We start from the raw sequence: 24,886 nt of genomic DNA on the forward strand, positions 1-24,886 counted from the left end.
CTATGCCTGCACTTTCACATGTTGTTAAATCGGTAGGAATCGTCACCATCATCGGTGCCATTGGAAAAGTCCTGGGCTTTGGGCGGGAATCCATCATCGCTGCGTACTTCGGTGCATCATCGACGGCCGACATCTTCTTTGTGGCGAGCCTTATTCCGACCATACTATTTACCGCACTCGGCAGTGGCCTTCAAGCGGGTGTCATCCCCATCTATTTGGAGAAAAAAGAGAGAAACCCAAGAAAAGCCGATGAGTTCATCAGTGTTTTGGGCTCCTTTTTCGTGATGGTTGCCATCATCCTGACCCTCCTCTGCCTTCTCTTCACAAAGCCGCTCGTCTGGATGGTAGCCCCAGGGTTCACGGGTTCTGCACTCGAATTAACGGAAGTATTGACTAGGATCATGCTGCCAAGTTTACTGTTTTTCACACTTGCCTACATGGCAACAGGAATCCTGCAAGCCAATCAGCGTTTCCTGCTTCCCGCCTTCACGTCAACGGCTCACAATACGGTGATCATTGTAGCCACGGTCTTATTCGCAGCACCCTTTGGTGTGAAAGGATTGGCCTGGGGATTTTTAATCGGGGCCGCCAGTCAATTCTTGATTCAATTCCCGGCATTAAAAAAGGACCATTTTCACTTGGTGTTTTCTTTCAAATCACATAAACGGGAAATCATTGAGGCATTGTCGATGTTTTACCCGATCATCATCGCGGCATTGGCACTCCAGCTGAATAGTGTCGTCGACCGGATCATCGCGACCTCACTTGAGTCAGGAAGCGTGTCGGCCCTTAACTATGCAAACCGGCTGCTTTGGCTGCCACTGAGCATTGTCCTTACACCCATCATTACCGTACTGTATCCTTCCATCGTCGGTCGCGCCCTTGAAAGTTATCGTGCTTTTCTCACTCTTACCTTAAAAGGGTTGAAGGCACTTGCCTTTTTATCAGTCCCCTTCATGATCGTCATGTTGGTCAGTGGGAAAAGCTTGATCGCATTTGCCTTTCAACGTGGTGCCTTTGATGCGTCCGCAGCAGACACCACCTATGCCGCTTTCTTCTTTTATGCGGCAGCCCTTCCCTTTTTTGCAGCGAGGGATTATTTGATGAATGCCTTTTACGCCTTGAAAAAAACGAAAATGGCGATGTATTCCTGCTTGAGTGCCGTTTTACTGAATATCCTGCTCAGCTGGGTGCTATCGCGTTTTCTCGGTGTCGGAGGAATCGCCCTTGCAACAGGCCTTTCGATGCTCATCCAATGTATCTTCCTGTTCAGCTTGCTACACGTGAACACGACAAAAGCGGATGCATCCTTATTCACTGAAATTCTTCAAGAGATGGGCAAGCTTTTGGTCATGGGTAGCATCCTCTATGGAATCGCTTCATGGCTTCATCCATATAGTATAGAGTTTCCGATTTTCCTTGAATTGAGTATGATCACCGCTCTCGTATTCGGAGGTTATCTCCTTCTATCCTTCCTTTTTAAAAGCAGCAGCCTGCAGATTTTAAGAAATATCCGTTCAAGAAATTAAAGAATTTGGATACTCACCATTCAAAAGAAAGGATCATCGTATGAACATTTTGATGACAACGATATTTTCCTATCCCCATGAGGGAGGCTTGTCCAGTCACATCACGACGTTGAAAAGCGGCTTAGAATCGATGGGACATACGGTGGATACTTTATCCTTCTCGCACTTGCCGGCATTCAGGAAAACGCTCTTTGCAAAAGCCCCTGGCTTTCTATTAAATTCAATCAAAAAAGGAAGCGGACAGCTGTTTAACGACCGGCAACGGATGAAATTATTGACTGCAACCATTAAAAAATCAACGAAAAGGTACGACATCATCCATGCCCAGGATATCTTTGCGACCCTTGCTTCCATTGAAGCCGGAATCCCGACGATCCAAACGGTGCATGGATATTATTCATTTGAGGCAATTAGCAGGGGCGCCATTTTCGAGAACAGCGAGGAGGACTTACTGCTTCAAGAGTATGAAAGAAAAGCCTATCGTTCGGCGGCAAAAGTCGTGACGGTCGACCGGCGCATCAACGAATACATCGGCCATGCTGCACATGTCGAGGCCACCACCATCAGAAACTTCATTGATGTCACTGCATTCAAACCCAATACGTCCAACCGGGAAGACACGCAAAAACGATTCCTAATTCCTTCACATAAAAGGATGCTTCTCGTCCCAAGGCGGATGACGGAAAAAAACGGTGTCATCTACCCTCTCCTGGCTCTTCCCGAAGTGCTGAAAAAGAATCCTGATACGGTGTTAGTCTATGCCGGGACAGGGGAGCAACAAAGCAAGCTTGAAGAAACGGCTGCAAAACTTTGTCTGCAAGAGTACGTGCTCTTCCTCGGTTCTGTTCCCTATGAGAATATGAATAACGTGTATGGCGCCTCTGATATCGTCCTTATCCCGAGTGTCCATTCACACGGAGTGGAAGAAGCCACCTCCATTTCCGCCTTAGAAGCAATGGGCTCCGGGTCACCCGTCATTGCCAGCAGGATCGGCGGACTTAAAGAAATCATTACAGATGGGGAAGACGGACTGCTAGTGGAGGAAAAGAATCCCGTGGAACTCGCTCAAGCCATTACAATGCTGCTTAACGATTCCTCCCAAGGCGAGAGGCTCGCCATAAAAGCCAGAGAAAAAATCGAGCTGGAATACTCTCATCTGGCAGCCGCCAAGCATTTTATGGACGTCTATCAAGAAGTGCTCGACACAAAAATAGGCAGACCCAAGTTTTGAGTCTGCCTGTTTTTTATACTGTTGCTTTACTGCGTTTTTCCATTTGCTCTTCGCGATATTTTTTTTGTTCCTTTTTGGACATCGCTTTATATTCCTTCAAGAACGTTTCATATTGTGGCATGACTTCTTTCATCGTGCCATATGCTTTAACTTCCCCATATTCGAGCCACAATGCCTTCGAACAGAACTTCTTCATCTGACCGATTGAATGGCTGACGAAGAACATCGTTTTGCCTTTTTCCTTGAATTCATTCATCTTTTCCAAGCACTTTTCAGCGAAGTTTTTATCGCCGACCGATAAAGCCTCGTCAATGATCAGGATATCCGGATCGATATGCACCGAAATGGAGAATCCAAGTCGTGACTTCATCCCGCTTGAGTAGGATTTTACAGGTTGATTGATGAACTTGCCCAGTTCCGAAAACTCGATGATTTCAGGCTCCAGCTCACGGATTTGCTTTTTATCGAATCCGAGCATCAGCATTTTCAACTCGATGTTTTCTCTCCCGGTCAATTGATTATTAAGACCGGATGAAACGGCGATCAACGCCGTCTTACCATTCGTCACGACGTTTCCATCCGTTGCCGGTACGATTCCGGCAATGATATTCGATAACGTGGATTTCCCTGAGCCATTGACCCCGACAAATCCGATGACGTCACCTTTTTCCGCTTCAAAGCTAACGTTTCTCAGCGCATAATACTCTTCCCCATAGCTTTTGGGCAAAAGGAGGTCGAGAAGCTTTTCCGAGTTTTTATTATATAATTTATATTTCTTCGTTACGTTTTTGACAATTACCGATTTTTCCAATATCTCACTTCCAGTTTACTTAAAGTCAACAAAGCGATCTCTAAATCTAACATGCAGCGAGGAACCTATCAAAAAGAAGACGAGTACGACTGCCCAGAAATAAAGTGTGTATTCCCAATGACCGATGAAGTACCATGATTCCCCCAACAACGAAGCGCGATACCCTTCCACTATATAGTATAGGGGATTTAGCTTCATAATACTGACGATCGTCGGATGCTGGGTCGCATTTAGTATCCAAAGGATGGGTGTTAAATAAAACAAGATTTTCATCAATGACTGGATCATATTGTGTACGTCACGGATGACAGTCGATAACGTCGACGTGATCAATCCGAACGAAAACAGCAACGCTACCGTTGCAACGATGTAATATGGCAGTTGAATGATGTAAAACGTCGGGACATATCCCGTGAAAACTAAAAGGATGATGATGACTGCTAGTAACATAAAGTGCTGATACAACTTCGCAAAAATGACATAAGAAGGAATGACACTCATGGGAAAGTTCATCTTGGACACCATATTCAATCTCGAATAGATCGATTTGGACGCCTGGGTCGTGGCTGGGTTCACAAAGAACCAGACGACAATCCCCGCCATCAGCCATGGTAAGAATGGATGGCCATCTACATCTTTTCGATTGAAGATCCCGAATCCGAACACGAACCAATAAATCGCAATCTGAATCATCGGATTGATGATTTCCCAGAGGATCCCCAGGTAGTTATTGCTGTTGGCGCTTTTCATTTCATAGGCTGACAAGCGTCTAACCAAATAAAAATTATTGATTTGTTCTTTTAAAACGGTCAAAGCTGAACTCATATATTACACAGACCTTCCTAAAAACACTTTTTCTACGATACGGCGTGAAGCCTGACCATCCTCGAGTGCACAAAACTTCTCATGGAACTGATCCAACTCTACGGGCTTCTCCAATTTCATCGCCTTGATGCTTTCAATGACAGCATCCGATGACTTTACTAACGGACCTGGTGCGGTCCCTTCAAAATCGAAATAAAACCCGCGAAGCTTGTCCCTGTATTTTTCAATATCATATACATAGAACAACATCGGTCGCTGTAAATTTGCGTAATCAAAGAAAACCGATGAATAATCCGTTATTAATAAATCTGAAATGAGATACAAATGGCTGATGTCCTCATAACTCGATGCATCGTAGGCAAAGCCTTGATAAGCCGACAAATCCAAGTTCTCGGAAATCAAATAATGAAGACGGAGTAAAATGACATACTCATCCCCTAATTCCTGTCTCATTTGATCCAAGTTCAGCTTTATTTCAAACTTATATTTTCCTTTACTATAAAACTCATCGTCTCTCCAAGTGGGGGCATATAAAATGACCTTTTTCTCCACCGGTACCCCTATTTTCTGTTTCAATGAGTCGATTGTAACACGATTATTCCCATTATACAGTAAATCATTGCGTGGATAACCGGTTTCCAGAATTTTAGAGGGGTCGACATTAAAAGCGCGCGCAAAAATCTCGCTGGAATAGGCATTCGGAGAAATCAGATAATCCCATTTGCTTGATTCAGCATGGAAATTCTCTTTATAACTCTCCGTCGTCGTCCCAGGCATATGGACTTCCTTCATGTCTGAAGCAAGTTTTTTCAATGGTGTACCATGCCAGGTTTGTAAATATACGGTATGCTTTGGCTTAGGAATCCATAGCGGCATCCTGCTATTCGTCACCCAATAATGGGCACGCGTCATCTTAAGCAACCACCCTACCGAAAATCGTTTGAGGTGTGGAATGCCCGCCTCTTCAAACAGCGCCGTATACCTTTTGTCGACACTCCAATACATTTTATATTCAGGATGGTTACTCTGCAAGTATTCATATATCGCACGTGGATTACAACTGTATTGTTTTCCTAAAAAGCTTTCAAAAACAACAAGCTTGTGATTGACGGGCAACACTTTCCCTGCCATGCTGAATGCCATTTTATATGCTCTGAAAAAGATGGCTTTCAAACTTTTTTTCAATATGGATAGCAAGGAAGGTTTATTCGGCGTTTTCGGTTTTTCAATTGACATATCTTTTCTCCCTGTTTATTGAGTAGTGGTGGTGGTGATTGAATGCTTTAACCCAGAGAATAGAACCTACTTCTTTAAAATATTCAAAACTAAAAATAAGCTCGCCCATATCAGGGAGAGCTTATTTCCGTGTACACGTAACAGCTACTCCAAAGACTTTATTGCTAGTCCTAAATTATTTGCCACTGTTGTATAAAACTCCACATTTTTATTATTATAGATCATCTTATTTTTCAGGATCCTTTTAATATTCACCAATTGATAATCATTATAGCGAATGAATACTGCAAATAATGACTTTTCCATTCGATCAATTTTATCTAAAGAAACAGTGAAATGACCTCTATTATCTTCTATTTGGACTTCACAATTGATTTCATTGTCAATTCTTTTTCTATCACGTATCAATACAGAGTCTATGTTATCTAGATCATCACCATAGATCTCAAAACTCTGATGATAGACATTATCCATAACAAAGGAATCTATTGCACGAGCTAGCATCGGTATCCTTACGTAGCGATAATCATCTTTCAGAAATGGAAGTTCATAATAAGGTAAACCATCTATAATATGATATTTTTTATTGGGATCTCGTTTTAACCATTCAAATAACTTTACGAAATCATCAATACGATCCTCCATAAATAAATCAATGGCACATTTATAAATAGGTTCTTTAAATTCATTCTTAAAGTCATATGACAGAGTTTTCGTTGTTTCGACAGCTTCCCTTAATATTTCTATAAAATCATTTTTATGCTTAGATTTCACAAAAGTTTGACTATCGAACGTTTTTACAATATCGTACTCATAAATCCGGTTAAGAGCCGCCTTTTTCAATTCATTGGCAATATCCTTGGATTGAATATATCTTATTACCTCTAGATCCGCTTTTCTTTTATCTAACACATTCGTAGCACGTGTTAAGGACGATGGGTTCTCAGAAGTTCTATTGACATAATAAATAGGTTTTTTAGTAGTTGATACTGCTCTCACTTTAAAGAAAACATCCATAAAAAACCATTTATCTTCACCAAATTTCAAATTAGGAAAACCAATTTCATTTTCTTTAACCATAGGCAGTTTCATCATTCTAGCCGTTGGACCCATATGATAAAAAAAGTGTGGAACATCCATTGGGGTAATACTTCTTCTTTCTTTAATGGAAGCAAACTCACCTATAACACTCTCTGACTTAGATTCGACTTTTACCGTTTTCCCCACTACATAATCATCGCCTGTTTCTTCGAGGATGTTATAGAGGGTTTCCAATCCATCATGAGCAAGCCAGTCATCCGCGTCTAAAAAAGTTATATATTTGGATGTCCCCAATTCTATTCCAATGTTTCTGGGGGTCCCAGGTGACCCATTATTTTCTTGTAGGGTAACTGAACAGATATTTTTATACTTAGCTGTATACTCTTGAATGATTTTATTAGTCGCATCTGTCGAACAATCATCAATAATGATATATTCGATCTGATCTATACCTATGGATTGATTTACTACTGAATCAATCGTTTTTCTTATGAATTTTTCGGCATTATAAGCAGCAGTAACTACAGTAACTTTTCTAACTTTTCCTGAAAATTTATTTCTTAAGCTTGAAGGATTATTTTTTATAAGAAAATTACCGCTCTTTAGAAGTTCCCTCGCTTTTTGACGCACCAAAAAATTCATTCGATACACTCCTTTTAAGTCTAAAGTACATATTTCAATAAAACAGCTATTGTACTATATACCCTTTTAAGGAATCAATTATCAAAGAATTTATCAACGATTCTTTTCGCTGCCTGTCCATCTTCTATTCCACAATACTTTTCTCTAAATAAACTATATCTTGTTTCATATTGCCTATTGATTTCATCAATATTGGTAATGGATTCAATAATATCCTCAGTCGTTTTAAGGAATGGCCCTGGTGCTTCACCTTCAAAGTCGATATAGAATCCACGGATATTATCTCTGTAATCTTCCAGATCATAGGTGTAATACAAAATTGGACGAGCCGTATTAGCAAAGTCAAACATGACTGATGAATAGTCAGTTATCAATATATCACTAATTAGGTAAAGTTCCTGTATATCTGAATACTTGGACACATTTATAACAAAATCTTCATACCCTTCTGGAATTTTGAGCTTGTTACTAATCACTACGTGCATTCTTAGTAATAGAACATATTCATCTCCAAGTGCTTCTTTCATTTTCTCTAAATCTAAATTTAAATCAAATGTAAATTTATTATTTTTTGAGGTTTGATTATCCCGGAAAGTAGGAGCATACAGGATAACCTTTTTCCCTTTCGGTAACTTCAATCTATCTGTTACAACATTAGCAATCGTTGAAACGTCTTCTCTATAAAACAGATCATTCCTCGGGTAGCCAGTTTCTAATATTTCTCCTTCATAACGGAATGCACTCCTGAAGGCATTAGAGGCATACGAACTTGGTGACACTAAGTAATCCCATGTCTTTGTTGCACTGTGCACTCGATTTAAATATCCATCATCTCTACCTTGAATATTTTCAATGTCGAATTGCATTTTTTTCAAAGGTGTACCGTGCCATGTCTGTATATAAGTAGTTTCTTTTCTTTTACTTAAATACGTAGGGAAGTTTTGATTATTTACCCAATAGCCTGCTTTCGCTAAATAATAATAATATTCCGGACTTAAACGTTTTATCCGTATAGTATTCTTATCCTTCACAGGTAAATTACTGTTGTAAACCCACACCTTTTTATAGTTATTATCCCTTTTCACTAGTTCTTCAAAAATGTACTTAGGACTATCGGAATATTGCTTCCCGATTCCACTTTCAAAAAGAATAAGATTTTGATCAACTGGAATGGCTTTAGACATGATTTTATATACTTTCTTCATAACAGGGAAGTAATATTTACTCTTTCTAAAACGATTCATTAAGAGCTTGATAACCGGATGATTGTAAATTTTCACTGCCGTCTTTTCATCTTTGCCTACATTTTGAATGACTTCAAAGATTCTCTCACTAGCATGAACATCACGATATTTAATAAAGCGATTGGCTCTGTCAATGTACTTATTCTCCATTGTAAAATCATTTTTGGCATACTTATCAAGTATAGCAAGCAGTTCATCCAATTCATTACTGATTTCACCCGGAAGATCGTTATCTAAATCCAAATGCGATGGTCTTCTCCCTATGAAACGATCTCTATCAAATTGATAGTAAATCACTGGCTTATGAAGGAAGCTAAAGTCGAAGGCCACACTAGAATAATCCGTTATCATAATCGAGCTTTCCTTAATTAACCTTTGAACGTCCACTTCTCCCTGACTAATCACCCTTACTGGGGCATCTTTAAAATAAGAAGTGAATTTCTGCATATTGGGGTGCAAGCAAAATATGATTTCAAAGCCGAAATTCTTAGAAAGAGCATGTAAAAACGGATGATTTACTAATTCCTGATAACGCTCAAAATACTCGCTTTCCAAAAAGATTTCATCGGATGTAATCCAATCTCTCCAAGTTGGAATAATCAACAGTTGTCGTTTTACTGAAACATCATTATTAAAAAGGGAATCAAACCTAGATAAACCCGTAGCAAACACTTCTTTTTCATTGTAGCCAAAATCTGTAACAATCATATTCTTTTCAAAATCTGAACTCACTAGAAAAATATCCGTTTTGAAACCAGATGTTGAGTTCTTCCCGTAATTAGCCACCATATTTTTTGTGCCCATTACACCATGTTGAAGAAAGACTTTAATCGACTTAACCCGCTTTTTGAAGGTAGACGTTCTTAGAGGGTATAAATAATCTGGATGATGTGAAGAAATAACACGTGTCGATTCCAAAGTCTTTTTAATATGTTCCTTGGATTTGAAGTAGAGTACATTTCCAAGTGGCTCTACGTTCTTAGCTTCAACAGAGCCTTCTTCAATCACATAATAAACTTCTTTATCCGGATGATTCTCTCTCATATATTTAAAGAAATGATATCCTGTATCCTGTGCTTTATAAATTCTTTCACCAATCAGCCAGACATCTTTCTTCTGTTTAAATACATTCAGGAATCTTCTCCATCCCATTTTCCTTCTTAGATATTCATACGTATCTTTCGGGAAGTTAAACACTTCTAAAGACAGATTGGAAGCTTTAAACGTATAGTACGGATTGATAATCGCAACGGTACGATTTCTACTAACGTTGGTCTGTTTAGTAAATAATTTAGCTCGAGTCGTTGGTCTCCCAATACGGACCAGCTTCGGTTCTTCCTGATCATGTAACTGCAGCCTCATATAAATATCATATACATCATCTTCTAAGGATTCACTTACTATTTGTTCCAGATCTAATTTAATATTATATATATAGCGATTCAGACCAAACTTCTTTATATTCATTTCTTGGTTATATATAAAAGAAATATCTGCCTTATACTCTTGATCGCTTTGTCGTCCTTTGATTACACCTTCTCCAGATAAAATTTTTGAATGTCTAGTGAAGATTTGACCATCGATAAGCATCATTTTTGGTTTATTGATTATTTTTTCAATTTGAGATTTTATCGAAGTATTAGGTGTGACATTCATATAAAGAGACAAATTCCCTTTTTTAGTTATAGAGAATATACATTGTCTATCTTTATCGTTATAAAAATCTAATTGACCAATGTTCGTCTCCTGGAAACGGCCAAGTCGAATAAGATATTCAATATTTAAATGCCCATCAACTTCTACACAGTCGGCCCCATGCTGCACTTTGAATAATGTCTTTTCTCCAATCAGTTCAACAGGAACGGTGACCTTTATATAACAGTCATAAACAGCTGGTTCATCCTCTTGTAAACTTTGGATTAAATGTTTCAGGTTTAATTCAAAGTTAAAGTCAGATGAAATAACAGTTTCAGCTATTTTTACTTTTTTTTCTTCATCTTCTCTAGAAAAAAGCCAAAGTTCTTTTGCACAATAATATTCTTTAGAGAACTTCCCTTTGATCAATACAAAATCTTTATCTTGAGTAATGGTCAGACTTTGTTTTAATTTAATTTTAGGAGATTTTCTTGCTTTCCCTATTCTAAAAAGCTTGTTTATCATGGCGAACCACCTATAATTTATTATTTAAAAAGAACTATTTTAAAATATATACTTTAAAATCATAAACTTTTTTCATATTTTTCTCAATGTTGATGATAATAAGGTCCAATTAGCCAGGCGGATCCTCATTTAAGATATGTCGTTTGCCTTCTAAGTAATTAACTCTATGCAGAAGAGTACATTATATAATGTAAATCACTAAGACAGACATTTAAAGTAATTACTCAATAAAATTTGTACATACTAAAGTAGAAATCAGAAAGTATCACCAAAACACGTACTATGTAATAATCCACCGAAAGGACATTGTTTTCAAATTAAAAAGACCCGCTGTCAAAACAGCGGGGTCATTCACGTTCCACATCCATGGTCACTTTCTCCGTTTGCACAAATGCCTCTACGACACGTTTAGTTGATTGTCCACATTCAAGATAACAAAACTTCTCATAAAATTCTTCAAATCGTTCACTTACCTTAAATTGCCTACTTTGAATATCTTTCACACCGGCAATAAGCTCTTCTGTCGTTTTTGTCAGAAGGCCCGGTGCCTTTTCTTCAAAATCAAAATAAAATCCCCTTAAGTTATCACGGTAATCTTCAAGATCATATGTAAAGAAGATTATCGGTCTTCTTAGGTTTGCATAATCAAAGAATACAGATGAATAATCAGTTATAAGGATATCCGATATTACATACAATTCTCGAATATCTTCTAAGTGGGAAAAGTCATACGCAAAGCCTTCAAATTCAGTAAGGTCCATATTTTGGCTCACTAAATAATGCATACGCATAATAGTAATATAGGAGTCGCCCAGCTCTTCACGCATTCGCATTAAATCCAACTCTAGATTGAATCTGTATTTCCCTTTCCTGTAAAACTGATTATCTCTCCACGTAGGGGCATACAAAATAATTTTTTTATCAAGTGGCAGATTGAATTTCCTTTTAAGATCATTTATTGTTTCTTCGTTATTAGAGTTCTTCAGGAAGTCATTACGCGGATAACCTGATTCAATCACGTCCTTATTAAATTGAAACGCCCGTTGGAAAATTTCCGTTGAATAGGCATTTGGTGACACTAAGTAATCCCATTTACCTGCCTCTTTTAAGAAGTTCACTTTATATTTACTGGTATTTGTTCCAGGCATATGTACTGCGTCCATGTCCATAGCTAGGCGTTTAAGTGGCGTACCGTGCCATGTTTGCACGTAAATCGTGTGCTTCGGCTTTGGAAGCCATATCGGAAACCGAACGTTATTCACCCAATATTTCGCCCTCGTCATAATTAGAAGCCAACGTATTGAAAATCGTCTAACATACTCGACGTCTTTTTGAGCAAAATAGTTCATAGAAGCACGGTTCACACTCCAAATCAGCTTATAATCCAGACAATGTTCCTTCATATATTCGTAAATAGCCCTTGGACTATCACTATATTGCTTTCCGTGGTAACTCTCGAATACCACCAGCTTCTTATTGGTTGGCACCAACATCCCGATAACTGTGAAAGCAGCTTTGTACCAGCTTATAAGCCGCTTGCTTCTACGAATTTTCACCCATCTCTTTTTAATCCCTTGAACAACCTCAGCTTTGAGGTTATAACGGGAAACGGAAAGAGATAAGTACTCTGAGACTTTTGTCGATTTAATTCGCAGCTGTACCTTTTTGTCCTTCACCTTTAAAATATATCTAACAGGAAGACCTTGAACCGAATTGCATTTCATTCTTAAACTCAACAGCTGTTTCTGAACACCATTGATTTTATAATCAAGCACCATGTAAAACGAAAAGTGCTTAACTTGTTCTAACTCTAATTCCTCCAGGAGATTAACTTCACCTTGAAAACCTATATTTTCGGGTAATTTACTTCCGATATACTTTTTGCCCTGTTCAGCGCGATTTACGCTTTTTAAAGGAACCATCCTTTCATTTTCCGTTAAATTATCCTTAACGAGCAGCGTCATCTGACCAAACTCATAACCGTTTATTTGAAATAATGGTGGATAATTAAAATAACCAGAAAATTGAATAGTTCCATCCTTTTTTACATGTAATTCATCGAACATAGAAAATAGTTTATAATCACTCGCACAAAAAGAAAAATTCCCCTTTTTAGTAGTATAAGGATAAACCATTTTTTCTAGGTCTTCTTGTACAATGGAATACAGATTTAACTCGTGCCCTTTGCTTTTAATTCTAGACTTAACCTCGTTATTATCTAATATCCTTAAAATATGAAGGTCCCATATTTCGCCTTCAACGAGCTTCTCTATATCTGAACTGAATGGCACCATTATTTCAAACAAATCAAAGTCATTTAGTTGATCCTTTTTCACAAAATCCAAGTACATACTATTATCTTCATTATATCTATTCGTTATAACAAAAAAGAAATCTTCCACACCTTCCAAGTACGTCTGCTTAATGACCACTTCAATGCAATAAGCATCTTTATCTAAGCGCACACTAATTATCTTTCTATTTTTTAGTAAACTATTCTGCATCCGTAATCTTTTCTCCTCCCAAACTAATATAAAGAATATTGCGACTATTATAAAAACACGAAGTTCAACGAAGCAGTCCCCATAATTCTTCCACTTAAGAAATACTTAAAATCCACTTTTCAAGTAATACCATCATAACTTAGAAATAGAAATTTTTGAATTACGTCAGGAAAAAATGTAAAATTATATCCAAGTTGATTAGATATGTTATATCTTCAACAAGATTGTAAAAATTTTGTGGTTCAATTGTAAATTTAATAAGGTATAATTAGGTGTACTGCTTACTATCTAAAAAGTTTAAGAATAGTGCTTTACTATTGATTCCTTACTATTTGACCATTCAGATTTCTGCTAAATATATAAATTCACAAGTACAGGAGGAGAAAATCATGAAAAAAGTTATAACTTACGGAACCTTTGATTTACTTCATTGGGGACATATTAATCTACTTAAACGCGCTAAAGATTTAGGAGATTATTTAATCGTTGCTATTTCCACGGATGAATTTAACGCATTAAAAGATAAAAAGTCCTACCATAGCTTTGAAAACAGGAAAATGATTCTTGAATCCATACGATACGTAGATGAAGTCATTCCGGAAAATACTTGGGAACAAAAAAGAGAAGATATCATTCGTGAAGGTGTAGATGTTTTTGTCATGGGCGATGATTGGAAAGGCAAATTCGATGAATTAGCTGAAGTTTGTGAAGTCGTATACCTGCCAAGAACCATTGGAATATCCACTTCACAAATCAAAGATGACCTTTTAAAAGTTACAAATGGCTAGGGAAATTGCGATCGAGATTTATTTATTAGGCTTCAAAGTTCTTTTCTCACTTTTCAAGCTATTCCCATTAAGAAATAAAACAACTTTCGTCACTACATTCGGAGATAACTGCCAGTACATTAAAGATGAAATGGACAAGCAAAACATTTCTTCCCAAAAAGTGATTCTAACGAAGGCAGGCAGCCATATACAAGTAAAGGACGATGGGACAACCATCGTCCTTCCGTTTGAGACCAAGAATATCATTGCCTTAATCCGATCCATTTATCACCTGGCCACATCCAAATGGATCATTATGGATAACTATTTTGGTTTTCTCTCGACGGTAACATTCAAAAAGCCCGTAAGCCTTGTGCAAGTCTGGCATGCGGCTGGTGCCGTCAAGAAATTCGGCGCCATGGACCCTTCGATTGTCGATCGTTCATCCAGGGCCAGAAAACGATTTTTAAGCGTCTATCAACAATTCGATTATGTCACGACCGGTTCAGATAAAATGGCCGGGATTTATCAGGAAAGTTTTCAGTTGCCGGATTCCCATATACTCAGAACAGGAATTCCGCGTACCGACTTCTTTTTTAATGAAAGTGCAAAGCAGGATGCAAGACGGGCACTGTTGACCAAATATCCCGAACTTGAGAATAAGAAAATCATCTTGTATGCTCCCACTTTTCGGAATGCCGACTTAAACTCGGGAAAAGTAGCGCTCGATTTAGATTTGCTCTACAGAGAACTACAAAATGAGAACTATGCGGTACTACTCAAGCTTCATCCAGCTGTAACAGCTGAACATGATGTCATGCATCAGTTTCCTGGATTCGTGTATCCCGTTACCGGCGATTTTCACGTGAACGAGCTTCTTGTAAGCACAGACCTTCTCATAACGGACTACTCATCGATTCCATTTGAGTTTTCCATTTTACAAAAGCCCATGATCTTCTTTGCCTATGACTTGCAAGAATACGAAGAAGAGCGTGGGTTCTGGGAAGACTACAAATCTTCGATGCCAGGGCCCATCGTCACAACAACAGAAGAACTTCTCGAGAAAATTCGTACAGCTGATTACCAGTTAGAAAAAGTCGAACCCTTCAAGCAAAAATGGAATCAGTATTCAAACGGGGATTCGAGCAAAAATCTGGTCGACTTCCTTTTTCCTAAAAAATAGACTATTTCAACCACCCCAAATACAAGGGTGGTTTTTTATGTAAATTCATATATTTTCTGGTAGAATACTAGTAACATAGACTATTTTACTAGGAGGTTTCATTTCTTGATACAAGCTAAAAAACTTTTCCTTACCCTCTGTACCCTTTTTCTCTTCATTGCCATTCTACAGCCAAGTTCAACGCATGCCGTTTCCAAAACAGAGACCGCAGTCGCCAATGCGGAAAAGGCAGCGTCCACTTTATATACGTTGAGTTATCTCCCTGGTAAAGCGACCGGGAAAAACCTGCCTGAGAAAGAATATAAATCGGCAAACACCAAGTATGCGACAGCTCTAAAGGAAGTCAATAAGCTATCCAACGGCAAGGCGAAAACAAAGTATAACAATCGTCTCAAGAAAGTGAAGACAAAAGTGGACACTGGAAAGGTTTATATCGCCGCTGTTAAAGCCGGGAAAGAAATAGACAAAAAACGGATGAAACTAGAAAAGGCTTTGAAAACCGGGCCCTACACGCAATCCGCTCATACGGCATACCTTTCCCTTATAGCCACCTTTGATAAGCAATCCATTAAGGTCACTCAGGTAAAAGGAACCAAAACAAAAGAAAAAATGAAATCACTGTATATCAAGCCTGTCGAAAAGCATAAGAGGAATTTAAAAACGGTTTCGACCGTGAAACAGGCCATTAACGATACCAAGAAAAATATGAATGCCACTAGCGTAAAGATCCTGCCATATTATAAAAAGGTCATTCTATATATCGATACGATTTCCAACACAAAACAAAAGGCACAACTGAAGAAGGAATTCAGCGCAATACAGAACGACCTTGCCAAGAAGGAATTCTCGAAGAAAGATCAACTTGGCGAATGGGTTGCCCTTCAATCTGACTACGATAAGGTAGATGGCCTTATCTCCCGGGGAAAGTCAGATGCAAAGGTCCCACAAATTCGTGATTCCATTATGAAAAAGATAAAAGCCCTTCCTTCTGAAAGAAACTTATTGGAGCAAAAACTAACGACCATCATGTCCGACATGTTTCTAAGCACGAAAGAATTAAAAGCCTTGCTAACGAAGAAGGCAATCGAAAAGAACATTCCACCTGAGGTTGTTAAAGCCATTGCCAAAACAGAGAATGGAAAGTGGCACCAATTCACGAATGCCGGCGACGTGTTCACAAGTTCGGATGGTGGGTACGGAATCATGCAGATCACGCCCCAATCCAAAGAAGACAAAAGCTATGATTTGGATAAAGTAAAGTATGATACGGAGTATAATATTCAGGCAGGCGTGGAGATCCTACTAAAAAAGTGGGACTATGCCAATGCGAAGAGACCTGTATTGCCTAAGGTCAATCACTATAAAACAGACATTCTTGAAAACTGGTACTTTGCCATCATGGCCTATAACGGTCTATCCGAACGGAACCACCCAGCTGCAAAGGCTCCCTATCAGGCAAAGGTCTATCATTTGATTAATCAACAAGCCTTTGTAAATCCTTATATCTTCACCAAAGATGATGTGGATATCAAGGTTAGCGACAGCATCCTGAATTTCCAAAACAAGCTGTCTTATCAAACACCTAAACAAACACAATCCACTCAGCTCCATAAAAAAGGAGCTTCATTCACGTTAAAGAAGGATACGCTATTTAGAAATGAGCCATCGACAACCAGTTCCAAAAAGCAAACATTTAAAAAGGGAACGACATTCAAGATTGTAGAAAGCTCCATAGAGGACAACAATGCCGCTAACTTGTTCAATTGGTACAAGATCCAAGTATCAGGTTCGAAAACGACTTGGTATATCGCCTCTTCCAATGTTCAATAACGAAAAAAAAGGTACCCGAGCGGTACCTTTTTTTTCGTTTATTTATAACTTGGAACATCATACACGACCGTATAACTATTGAGTAGAGAATAAAGCTCCACATAATTTTTGGTCTGCTTAACGGCCCAGCCAATATCACTGGCATATTGATGGGTGGCATACCCTTTCTCCACCAACTGATCTGGATTCCATCTCATTTTATAAAGCGTATCCTGACCGGCATAAATATAGTTTTCCGCTGTGAATTGCGCACCTTCCACGATGGCCTTGCTTGGGGTTGTCCAGCCTTCATTGAACGCCCTTCTTGCACCGCACTCCAAAGCGCAGCTATCATAGGCACCGATTCCGTACATATTGTAAACCTTTGCTTCATAATCCTTCGCATCATCCGCCAATACAACTATCTCTTTTTCCTTATTGGCTGCATAAACGATGTTGCCTTTGCTGTCTTTTTTCGTTTTCACTTTGATTCCCTTAGCCAGCCTTGAGGACCCTCTGCCCGTTTCAAGATTAGCATGGGAAATAAGATAGATTTCGTTCACGCCATACTTGAACCCAGCCTCTAAGAATGAACTTGCTTGATCTTTCAAGATCCCCTTATCATGGAGGATTTTTTGATTGATTTCACTTTCATTCAGTGCGGAGAACATTGATAGTTTAGCAAATTGATAATAGGACGTATCCGATTTCGTAAAGTTACTCGGATCCATATAATACTTCGTATCAGCTTTGGAAGCACTCACCCATCCCGTTGCAATTTTATAATACTTCTTCTTATCGATCGTTTTATTATCTTGAATCGTAACCTTCGCGTTCTTCGATAACGAACCTAATTTCCTGGAGTCCGTTGTAATGATGTTGACCTTTTCCTTCGTTGTCCCGCTCGTCTTCGTCGAGGCAAGTTTCACACTGCTTGCAGGGATGAAGGCTTCATATTTTTTATCAGTTTGCGGGTTAGTCGACATTTGCTTCGACAGGGCGGAATCCAAGGTCACATTATACCCGGACTTTGCTGCCCTGGTTATATTCGATTTCTCTTTTAAATCAACCTTAACTTTAGCAAACCCCGTATTGTCATAGTACTCCACTTTGATGACATGAATGCCTGCATCCAATTTCATCTCTATGTTAAAAGGATGTGTTCCATTTTTCCATTGATCTACTTTTTTCGTTCCATCTACATATACCCGTATCCCATCATTAGCACCGCCTGATAAGATATACGTACCCGAGCTTGTCAGCTTTGTCCGTTTCTCGAATATCGCTGAAAAATGATTGGTCGGGATTCCAGTGGCTGGCTTTTTCGTGCCCCAATCATAGTCCAATGTAGCGGCACTTTGATAGACCTTGTTCCCCGTCAAATCCTGGTTACCATATAAGGTCACTGCCCATCTCTCAAGCGGCGTAACATCTTTGGATTCCTTAAGATCGACATTTAATTGCGCACTTCCACTTTTATTATAGTATTCTACTTTTATCGTATGAGTCCCTTTTTTCAACGTGAGGTTCTTTTCGAAGTTACGCGTGCCATCCATCCACTCGTTTACTTTCCTTACGCCATCCACATAAATGCGGACGCCATCGTTCGCTTTCCCCATCAACACGTATTTCGTATCTTTTTTCACGACCACTTTCTTTTGATAGATGGCCGAATATGTACCTTTTGCTATTTTATCGACGGGTGCCTTTGAACCCCAAGAAAATTTCAGATTGCTAGCCGTGGTACTTACTGGCGTTCCCGTGAAGTTAGAACTTGGGAAAAACAAGCCTGTCCATTTGTCTGTTGGGATGGTCTCCGGTACCTTTTCAACGTCGGCATTCAAGTATGCATTGCCCTTTTGATCATAATATTGCACTTCCACCTTATGATCTCCCTTTGCCAACATAAGGTCCTTCTTAAATGAATGAGACCCATCTTTCCAATAGTCTACTTTTTTCTTACCATTTACATAGACTCTTACACCGTCATTCGCTTTTCCGGAAATACGGTATTTCGCGCCCTCTTTGACCGTAAGCGTTTTCGTCAACTTAGCGGAAAATTTATTGACCGGAATCTTTGCTGCCGGGGATTTAGTGCCCCAGGCAAAATTGATATCACTTACCGTCTTCTTGACGGCGGTTCCTTTGAAGTTAAGTTTCGGATAATACATTACGCTCCATTTACCACTGCTCGCCTCAGCAGTCGTCCCTGAAAATCCTCCGCTTGAAAATAACACCAATCCTAAGGTAACTACGCCAACCATTAACCACTTTGTTTTGATAATTAACTCACTCCTAGTCCAATTTTATCGATATACTGTTAATAATATCGTATATATACATAAATTGTTAAGAAAAATGAGTAATTTTAGCATAAATAGGGTACTAACCACCTAGGTTGAATCACTCATAGACATTTTTAGAGGTGATTCGACACACTTCTCAAAAGGAAAATACTAGGTTACGCTTCAATCCATGATACTATTTAGATATGAATCTTCTAGAACAACTCAGGAGGAATATGTTAATGAAAAAATGCATTCCCATGCTCTTTATCCTTCTATTCTTTTCGACGGACTGGTCACATGCCTATGGTTCCGAAATGAATTCGAAGCCGAATGATAATCAGAACCAAGTGTCTTCTTCCACCACAAGCTATCAAACCGAGCAACTAATCATTAAGTTCGATAGGGAGACTACCTATAACGTTAAAGAATCCATATTACAGAGCATTCAAGCAAAAGAACTCCAAACCATCCAAAACGGAAACTTCACCCTCATTTCCCTCCATGAAGGAATGGATAGGCAAGAGGCCATCACCTCTCTTAAAAAGTGGGATGAGGTAGAGGCGGTAGAGCCCAACTATAAAGTGAGGACGAGTTATATTCCTACAGATTCGGGTTACTCCAAACAATGGTACGCAAAGAAAATCAATATGGATACAGCTTGGGACCTAACCAAAGGATCGCCAGACATTAAAGTGGCCGTCATTGATGCTGGCATCCAAGCCACTCATCCCGAACTGAAAGACCACATCATCAATCCATTCAATGCTGTTACCGGGAGCAATAAAACGCTACCTTCGAATGACCACGGTACCCATGTTGCCGGCATTATCGGTGCTTCCCTAAATGGAAAAGGAATCGCCGGGATCGCTCCGAACGTCAAGATCATTCCAGTCAACGTATTCAGTGAAAATGAGGCGGATATCTTCACAATTGTCGATGGGATCGATTATGCCGTTAAATCGGGGGCCGATATCATCAATCTAAGCCTGACAATGGAAGATTATACAGAGGTATTGGATTACTCCATACAAAGTGCGTGGAAGAAAGGGATCCTCATCGTGGCTGCAGCCGGAAATGAGGATACAAAGACTGAACAATATCCGGCCGCGTTAGAGCATGTATTAGGCGTCAGCGCCACAACAAAACAAGATAAGAAAGCTGATTTCTCCAACTATGGTGCATCTATCGATTTAGCTGCACCTGGTCTGGATATCTACTCCACCGTTCCTTGGAATTCCTATGATGTCATGAGTGGGACTTCCATGGCTGCTCCAGTAGTCAGCGGCGTGTCCGCATTGGTTTTATCGAAGAACCCATTCCTTACTCCAGCAGAAGTGGCGGATATCTTACAAACATCCAGTAAGGACCTTGGAGTAATGGGCCGAGATGATTTCTATGGATATGGCCGTGTCGATGCCTATAACGCATTGACCCATACTCCAGGACCCTTATCAAAGCTGACGACATCAAGCCAGACACTGATCGAAGACGGAACGAATTCCCTTTCCCTTTCGTTCAAGGCAAAAAAGGGAACGAGTATATCCGTTTTCATTCATGATGCCAACAATAAACCCATCCGGAAACTTGTGACGAATAAAAAGTCGAACGGGCAGGTCTTTTCAACGAAGTGGGACGGGAAATTGGATAATGGCTCCTATGCTCCTTCCGGGAAAGTGAAAGTCACTGTGAAGATTTCCAGCAAGAAACATAGTGTTTCCAAGAGCACGTATGTCACGGTAAAAGATGAGGTAACGCCTGAGCTTACTTTCAATCAGAAATCAATTAGTTATTCCCCACTCGGAGGCGATCAATTGGAAATTCCTTTTCATCTGAACAAAGTTGCTGTATTAACATCAACTCTAGTGGATAACACCGGTTTGAAAATAGATACCCTATCAAAATCTAAGACTTTCAAAGGTGGGAAGAACACACTTTTCTGGGATGGAAAAACCAATAGCAATAAACAGGCGAAGGATGGGGTTTATTCGCTCCAAGCCTCACTACTTGATATGGATAAACATACAGGAAAGAAGAAGATACTTAAGGTAGTCGTTGATACTAAAGCCCCTAAAGCAACCATGAAAAATTCAAGCACAGTTTTTAAAATGACGGGGGCTTCTACAATCACCACAACCATCACAAAGAATGAATCGGTTGCTTCTACTATTTCCATTATCAATTCAAAAGGTGACACCATAAAAAAACTAGAATCGTTGCGAAATCATCAAAAAGGAAATCATATAATTACCTGGGATGGAAGGATATCCAATAATGTCTATACAAAAGAAGGAACCTATCAGTTTAAAGGAAAGTTAACCGACACCGCCGGAAATACCCGCATATTAACAAGCACCCCTTTTAAAGTAGTCGACAAAAGAATAGGAAAGTGAGTGAGATGCATTTACCATGGTGAAAAAACACTCACAATATAGGAGAAAACAACTGAAATTACACAACTACTTTACAACAAAATAAGTCAGTTAATTTATACCATTTTATCCATGTAACATAAATGTAATATATTTTTTTCCATTTAGTTTGTTAGAATAGGGAAAAAGACATGTTAGAGGTGGAATACGTGAAAAAGAGTATCGTTGCAATTTCGACATTAGCCGTCCTATCTTCGACTTTTGTTTCTCCAGCCCTTGCCAACTCGTATACAGTAAAAAGCGGTGATACCTTAAGCAAAATCGCCCAAAAACACAAGACGACCGTAAAAGAGTTAAAACTACTTAATAACTTACAATCAGACATGTTAAAGATCAATCAAAAGATTATTACGTCTAAATCTCAAACAACAACTAAAATAAAAGCTACAACAGCGTCAGTTTCCGTAGAAAAAACAAAAAACTCCACTTATACCATCGTACCTGGAGATACGTTAACAAAAATCGCCAACAAACATAATCTTACACTCGCTGAATTAAAAAAACTAAACAACCTGAAATCCGACATGATATATGCCGGTAATAAACTGATTGTTTCAAGCTCTAAAACAACCACGACCATTGATTTACCGAGCAGTGCCAAGCCAGCGAATGTCTCAACACCTAAAGTCAATCTCACTTCGAATACATATATCGTTGTAAAGGGCGACACCCTATCAAAAATCGCTAGACAGGCAAACATATCAGTAGCTGACCTTAAATCATACAATTCCTTAACCTCCGACATTATAAGAATCGGTCAGAAATTATCCCTGGTTAAATCGGCAACTCCAGCTTCTGCAGTAGAAACTCCTGAAAAAGTAACAGACTCAGGTAATAAAGTGGATACACTCATTTCTGAAGCAAAAAAGTTAATCGGCACCCCTTATTCCTGGGCAGGAGCCTCCCCTTCAGGATTTGACTGCAGTGGATTCATTTACTACACGTTTAAAAAAGCAGGCTATGAAGTATCCAGACTTTCTTCTTCCACCTATTATGATATGGGCAAGAAAGTGTCTTCGCCAAAATCAGGTGATCTCGTTTTCTTTGCTACTGGATCAAGTAAATCCGTCGTCAGTCATATGGGCATCTATTTAGGAAATGGACAATTCATTCATGCTTCTTCAAGCAATGGAATAGAGATTAACAACGTTTCAAACTCCTATTACAAAAGCAAACTTATAGGCTACAGAAGTCTATAATTCTTTTTACCAGACTATATTTCTATAAGTCTGGTATTTTTTATGTAAAAATTATAATTTTATTTTAGTTATTTATGTTAATATAGTCATTATTAACTAGATACTAACTAGAAAAGGTGGCACAATATGTCCAGATTTCGTCTTTTATTACTTTCACTCATCGTCCTCTGTGGAACTTTCCTATTCTCGAATTCTACTTTTGCCAAGTCAATTGTTAATCCTAACCAAACCTATTCCACTACCACAATGTTAAAAGATATAAAAAAACTAGAACAGACCTATCCAGGACTAGTCAAAAAAGAAGTCATTGGGAAATCCGAATACGGTCGTAATATCTACGCTGTCTCACTTGGAAAAGGAGAATCCAAAGTCTTCATTAATGGATCTCACCATGCACGTGAATGGATCACGACCAATCTCAATATGGATATGTTAGATACATATGCCGCTGCATATAAAAGCAACTCCAACATAAACGGCTACAATGTTAAAAAGCTTCTCAATAATACGACCATTTGGTTTGTGCCAATGGTCAACCCGGATGGGGTCACCTTACAACAATACGGTCTAAAATATTTTCCTACAAAAGACCATGCCAAAATCATTAAAATGAATGGTGGCAGCAAGAATTTCAAGCGCTGGAAAGCCAATGCCAAAGGCGTGGATTTAAACCGACAATATAGTCCTAATTGGAAATACCTTGGTGGTCCTAAGGTTCCCTATTATAAAAATTACAACGGATCAAAAGTGGCGGTCGCATCCGAAACGAAAGCTCTACTATCATTTGTAGATAAAATCGACCCAGAAATGGCCATTTCATACCATTCGAGTGGACAAATCATCTTCTGGAAGTATCAGCAAACCGGAAGCCGTTATGCCCAAGATGCCAAATATGCAAGTAAACTGAGCAAAATAACTGGCTATAGCTTGGTTAAATCGAAATCATTCGGTGGAGGTTTCAGCGACTGGTTCTCCAATGTAGAAAAAAAACCAGCCTTCACTATTGAAGTGTCGCCAGCAGTTGGTGAAACCCATGTACCCCTTAGGAATTACGCTAGAATCTGGAGTCAAAATGCAAGCATCGGCCTATATACAGCACAAGAAGGATTCAAGCTTTACGATACCCGCAATACTGCAGCTAGTGATAAAGTGACCACGCAAATCAAAACATATAATAAGACAGCAGCAAAATTAAAAAACCATTACTCTACCGACATTAAAAGCCAAAGTAAATTGAAAGTGACCAGCGCACATCTGTCCCTATATAACAAAACGAATAAAGAAATTAAAAAACAGGAAAAGGCAATCGCCAAGCTTCCCGCTAAATATCGTACAAAGCCAAATGCAGCATTAAAAACGACTAAATCATATCGCGATAACTCTCTGGCCTTTATGAATGCTATTCATGCTGGAGACGATCTTATTCAAACAAATAAGAAGTTAGCGGATCACTTAACAGCAGGAAAACTAAATAGTACAACATTTACTACCTATGATAAATTGGTCAAGCAGACCAGCACTACCGAAAATAAAATCAAAAAAATGTTCAGTAAGAGTGTTCAAAAATTGGCCACACTCAAATATGTCACTCCTGCTAAAACCAACAAGAAAAATGCAGACTACGATATAGCAAGATATGAATTATTATTGGATATGGAAGAACAAGTGGATAATGAACAATACGATGATGTGAAAAAAAATATTACTAAATATAAAAAATTAAAATCTACTAACTCCTACAAAAAACTAGAAACTATGTTCAAAAATAGGCTAAGAGCAATTGAAGATGAGCTTCTTCTGCTAGAACCAGATGTCCCGACAGTACCTGAACAGCCTGTGCCAATTGAAGACCCGGAAGTTCCGGACCCAGATTCTGAAGTTCCAAAAGACGGCTCAGACGCTTAATAAGAATAACCACCAATCCCAGTGAGCGAAGGAATCTTTGTCATTTAGATTCCCTCGCTTTTCCCATTTAAAAAAGGTAAATA

At 38.9% G+C, this 24,886-nt stretch carries 14 protein-coding genes and 1 pseudogene; 8 read left to right on the forward strand and 7 right to left on the reverse strand.

The window, feature by feature from the left end; all coding sequences use genetic code 11:
* Nucleotides 1–2: 2 nt before the first annotated feature.
* Entirely contained in the window at nucleotides 3–1,529 is a 1,527-nt protein-coding gene (murJ, locus tag ACIQXQ_RS01555) for a murein biosynthesis integral membrane protein MurJ (protein ID WP_402954677.1), read from the forward strand.
* Nucleotides 1,530–1,617: 88 nt separating this feature from the next.
* Complete coding sequence (locus tag ACIQXQ_RS01560) at nucleotides 1,618–2,760, forward strand: glycosyltransferase family 4 protein (RefSeq protein ID WP_402954680.1); 1,143 nt, start codon at nucleotides 1,618–1,620, stop codon at nucleotides 2,758–2,760.
* Nucleotides 2,761–2,773: 13 nt separating this feature from the next.
* Here ACIQXQ_RS01560 and tagH read toward each other — a convergent pair whose 3' ends face one another.
* From tagH to ACIQXQ_RS01590, 6 genes and pseudogenes are all read right to left on the reverse strand, one after another.
* The gene (gene tagH, locus ACIQXQ_RS01565) at nucleotides 2,774–3,571 is read right to left on the reverse strand and encodes a teichoic acids export ABC transporter ATP-binding subunit TagH (RefSeq protein WP_402870547.1); all 798 of its coding nucleotides are present in this window, start codon (nucleotides 3,569–3,571) and stop codon (nucleotides 2,774–2,776) included.
* 15 nt (nucleotides 3,572–3,586) lie between these two features.
* On the reverse strand, nucleotides 3,587–4,396 hold the full coding sequence (locus tag ACIQXQ_RS01570; protein WP_402954683.1) for an ABC transporter permease: 810 nt from the start codon (nucleotides 4,394–4,396) through the stop codon (nucleotides 3,587–3,589).
* 3 nt (nucleotides 4,397–4,399) lie between these two features.
* A pseudogene (locus ACIQXQ_RS01575) lies at nucleotides 4,400–5,602 on the reverse strand (CDP-glycerol glycerophosphotransferase family protein); the annotation flags it as partial.
* A 174-nt stretch (nucleotides 5,603–5,776) separates the two neighbouring features.
* Complete coding sequence (locus ACIQXQ_RS01580; RefSeq protein ID WP_402954687.1) at nucleotides 5,777–7,315, reverse strand: glycosyltransferase family 2 protein; 1,539 nt, start codon at nucleotides 7,313–7,315, stop codon at nucleotides 5,777–5,779.
* Nucleotides 7,316–7,389: 74 nt separating this feature from the next.
* Nucleotides 7,390–10,719, reverse strand: a complete 3,330-nt coding sequence (locus ACIQXQ_RS01585) for a CDP-glycerol glycerophosphotransferase family protein (protein WP_402954691.1) — start codon at nucleotides 10,717–10,719, stop codon at nucleotides 7,390–7,392.
* A 347-nt stretch (nucleotides 10,720–11,066) separates the two neighbouring features.
* Nucleotides 11,067–13,223: a CDP-glycerol glycerophosphotransferase family protein gene (locus ACIQXQ_RS01590; RefSeq protein WP_402954695.1), complete on the reverse strand. Its 2,157-nt coding sequence runs from the start codon at nucleotides 13,221–13,223 to the stop codon at nucleotides 11,067–11,069.
* A 389-nt stretch (nucleotides 13,224–13,612) separates the two neighbouring features.
* Here ACIQXQ_RS01590 and tagD point away from each other — a divergent pair, with 389 nt between their 5' ends.
* From tagD to ACIQXQ_RS01605, 3 genes are all read left to right on the forward strand, one after another.
* Entirely contained in the window at nucleotides 13,613–14,011 is a 399-nt protein-coding gene (tagD, locus tag ACIQXQ_RS01595; protein WP_402954698.1) for a glycerol-3-phosphate cytidylyltransferase, read from the forward strand.
* Nucleotides 14,004–15,173, forward strand: a complete 1,170-nt coding sequence (locus ACIQXQ_RS01600) for a CDP-glycerol glycerophosphotransferase family protein (RefSeq protein WP_402954701.1) — start codon at nucleotides 14,004–14,006, stop codon at nucleotides 15,171–15,173. Before tagD ends, ACIQXQ_RS01600 begins: the two co-directional genes overlap by 8 nt.
* A 105-nt stretch (nucleotides 15,174–15,278) precedes the next feature.
* The gene (locus tag ACIQXQ_RS01605) at nucleotides 15,279–17,003 is read left to right on the forward strand and encodes a transglycosylase SLT domain-containing protein (RefSeq protein ID WP_402954704.1); all 1,725 of its coding nucleotides are present in this window, start codon (nucleotides 15,279–15,281) and stop codon (nucleotides 17,001–17,003) included.
* Nucleotides 17,004–17,041: 38 nt separating this feature from the next.
* Here ACIQXQ_RS01605 and ACIQXQ_RS01610 read toward each other — a convergent pair whose 3' ends face one another.
* Nucleotides 17,042–19,246, reverse strand: coding sequence for a PA14 domain-containing protein (locus ACIQXQ_RS01610; RefSeq protein ID WP_402954707.1), 2,205 nt, complete (start codon nucleotides 19,244–19,246; stop codon nucleotides 17,042–17,044).
* A 263-nt stretch (nucleotides 19,247–19,509) separates the two neighbouring features.
* On the opposite strand from ACIQXQ_RS01610, the gene ACIQXQ_RS01615 reads away from it, so the two are divergent.
* The 3 genes from ACIQXQ_RS01615 to ACIQXQ_RS01625 all read left to right on the forward strand — a co-directional run bounded on the left by ACIQXQ_RS01615 (nucleotide 19,510) and on the right by ACIQXQ_RS01625 (nucleotide 24,803).
* Nucleotides 19,510–21,660, forward strand: coding sequence for a S8 family serine peptidase (locus ACIQXQ_RS01615; protein WP_402954710.1), 2,151 nt, complete (start codon nucleotides 19,510–19,512; stop codon nucleotides 21,658–21,660).
* 188 nt (nucleotides 21,661–21,848) lie between these two features.
* Nucleotides 21,849–22,898, forward strand: coding sequence for a C40 family peptidase (locus ACIQXQ_RS01620; RefSeq protein WP_402954713.1), 1,050 nt, complete (start codon nucleotides 21,849–21,851; stop codon nucleotides 22,896–22,898).
* Nucleotides 22,899–23,024: 126 nt separating this feature from the next.
* On the forward strand, nucleotides 23,025–24,803 hold the full coding sequence (locus tag ACIQXQ_RS01625; RefSeq protein ID WP_402954716.1) for a M14 family zinc carboxypeptidase: 1,779 nt from the start codon (nucleotides 23,025–23,027) through the stop codon (nucleotides 24,801–24,803).
* Nucleotides 24,804–24,886: the final 83 nt, after the last annotated feature.

It is taken from the genome of Peribacillus sp. NPDC097198, from assembly GCF_044762055.1.
In the GTDB taxonomy this organism is placed as follows: Bacteria; Bacillota; Bacilli; order Bacillales; family DSM-1321; genus Peribacillus.

What these genes read in the sequence shown, in the direction of transcription:
- ACIQXQ_RS01570 (WP_402954683.1), bottom strand. Translation starts at nt 4,396, where the DNA reads ATGAGTTCAGCTTTGACCGTTTTAAAAGAACAAATCAATAATTTTTAT.
- tagD (WP_402954698.1), top strand. Translation starts at nt 13,613, where the DNA reads ATGAAAAAAGTTATAACTTACGGAACCTTTGATTTACTTCATTGGGGA.
- ACIQXQ_RS01585 (WP_402954691.1), bottom strand. Translation starts at nt 10,719, where the DNA reads ATGATAAACAAGCTTTTTAGAATAGGGAAAGCAAGAAAATCTCCTAAA.
- ACIQXQ_RS01615 (WP_402954710.1), top strand. Translation starts at nt 19,510, where the DNA reads ATGAAAAAATGCATTCCCATGCTCTTTATCCTTCTATTCTTTTCGACG.
- ACIQXQ_RS01625 (WP_402954716.1), top strand. Translation starts at nt 23,025, where the DNA reads ATGTCCAGATTTCGTCTTTTATTACTTTCACTCATCGTCCTCTGTGGA.
- ACIQXQ_RS01600 (WP_402954701.1), top strand. Translation starts at nt 14,004, where the DNA reads ATGGCTAGGGAAATTGCGATCGAGATTTATTTATTAGGCTTCAAAGTT.
- ACIQXQ_RS01610 (WP_402954707.1), bottom strand. Translation starts at nt 19,246, where the DNA reads ATGGTTGGCGTAGTTACCTTAGGATTGGTGTTATTTTCAAGCGGAGGA.
- murJ (WP_402954677.1), top strand. Translation starts at nt 3, where the DNA reads ATGCCTGCACTTTCACATGTTGTTAAATCGGTAGGAATCGTCACCATC.
- ACIQXQ_RS01580 (WP_402954687.1), bottom strand. Translation starts at nt 7,315, where the DNA reads ATGAATTTTTTGGTGCGTCAAAAAGCGAGGGAACTTCTAAAGAGCGGT.
- ACIQXQ_RS01590 (WP_402954695.1), bottom strand. Translation starts at nt 13,223, where the DNA reads ATGCAGAATAGTTTACTAAAAAATAGAAAGATAATTAGTGTGCGCTTA.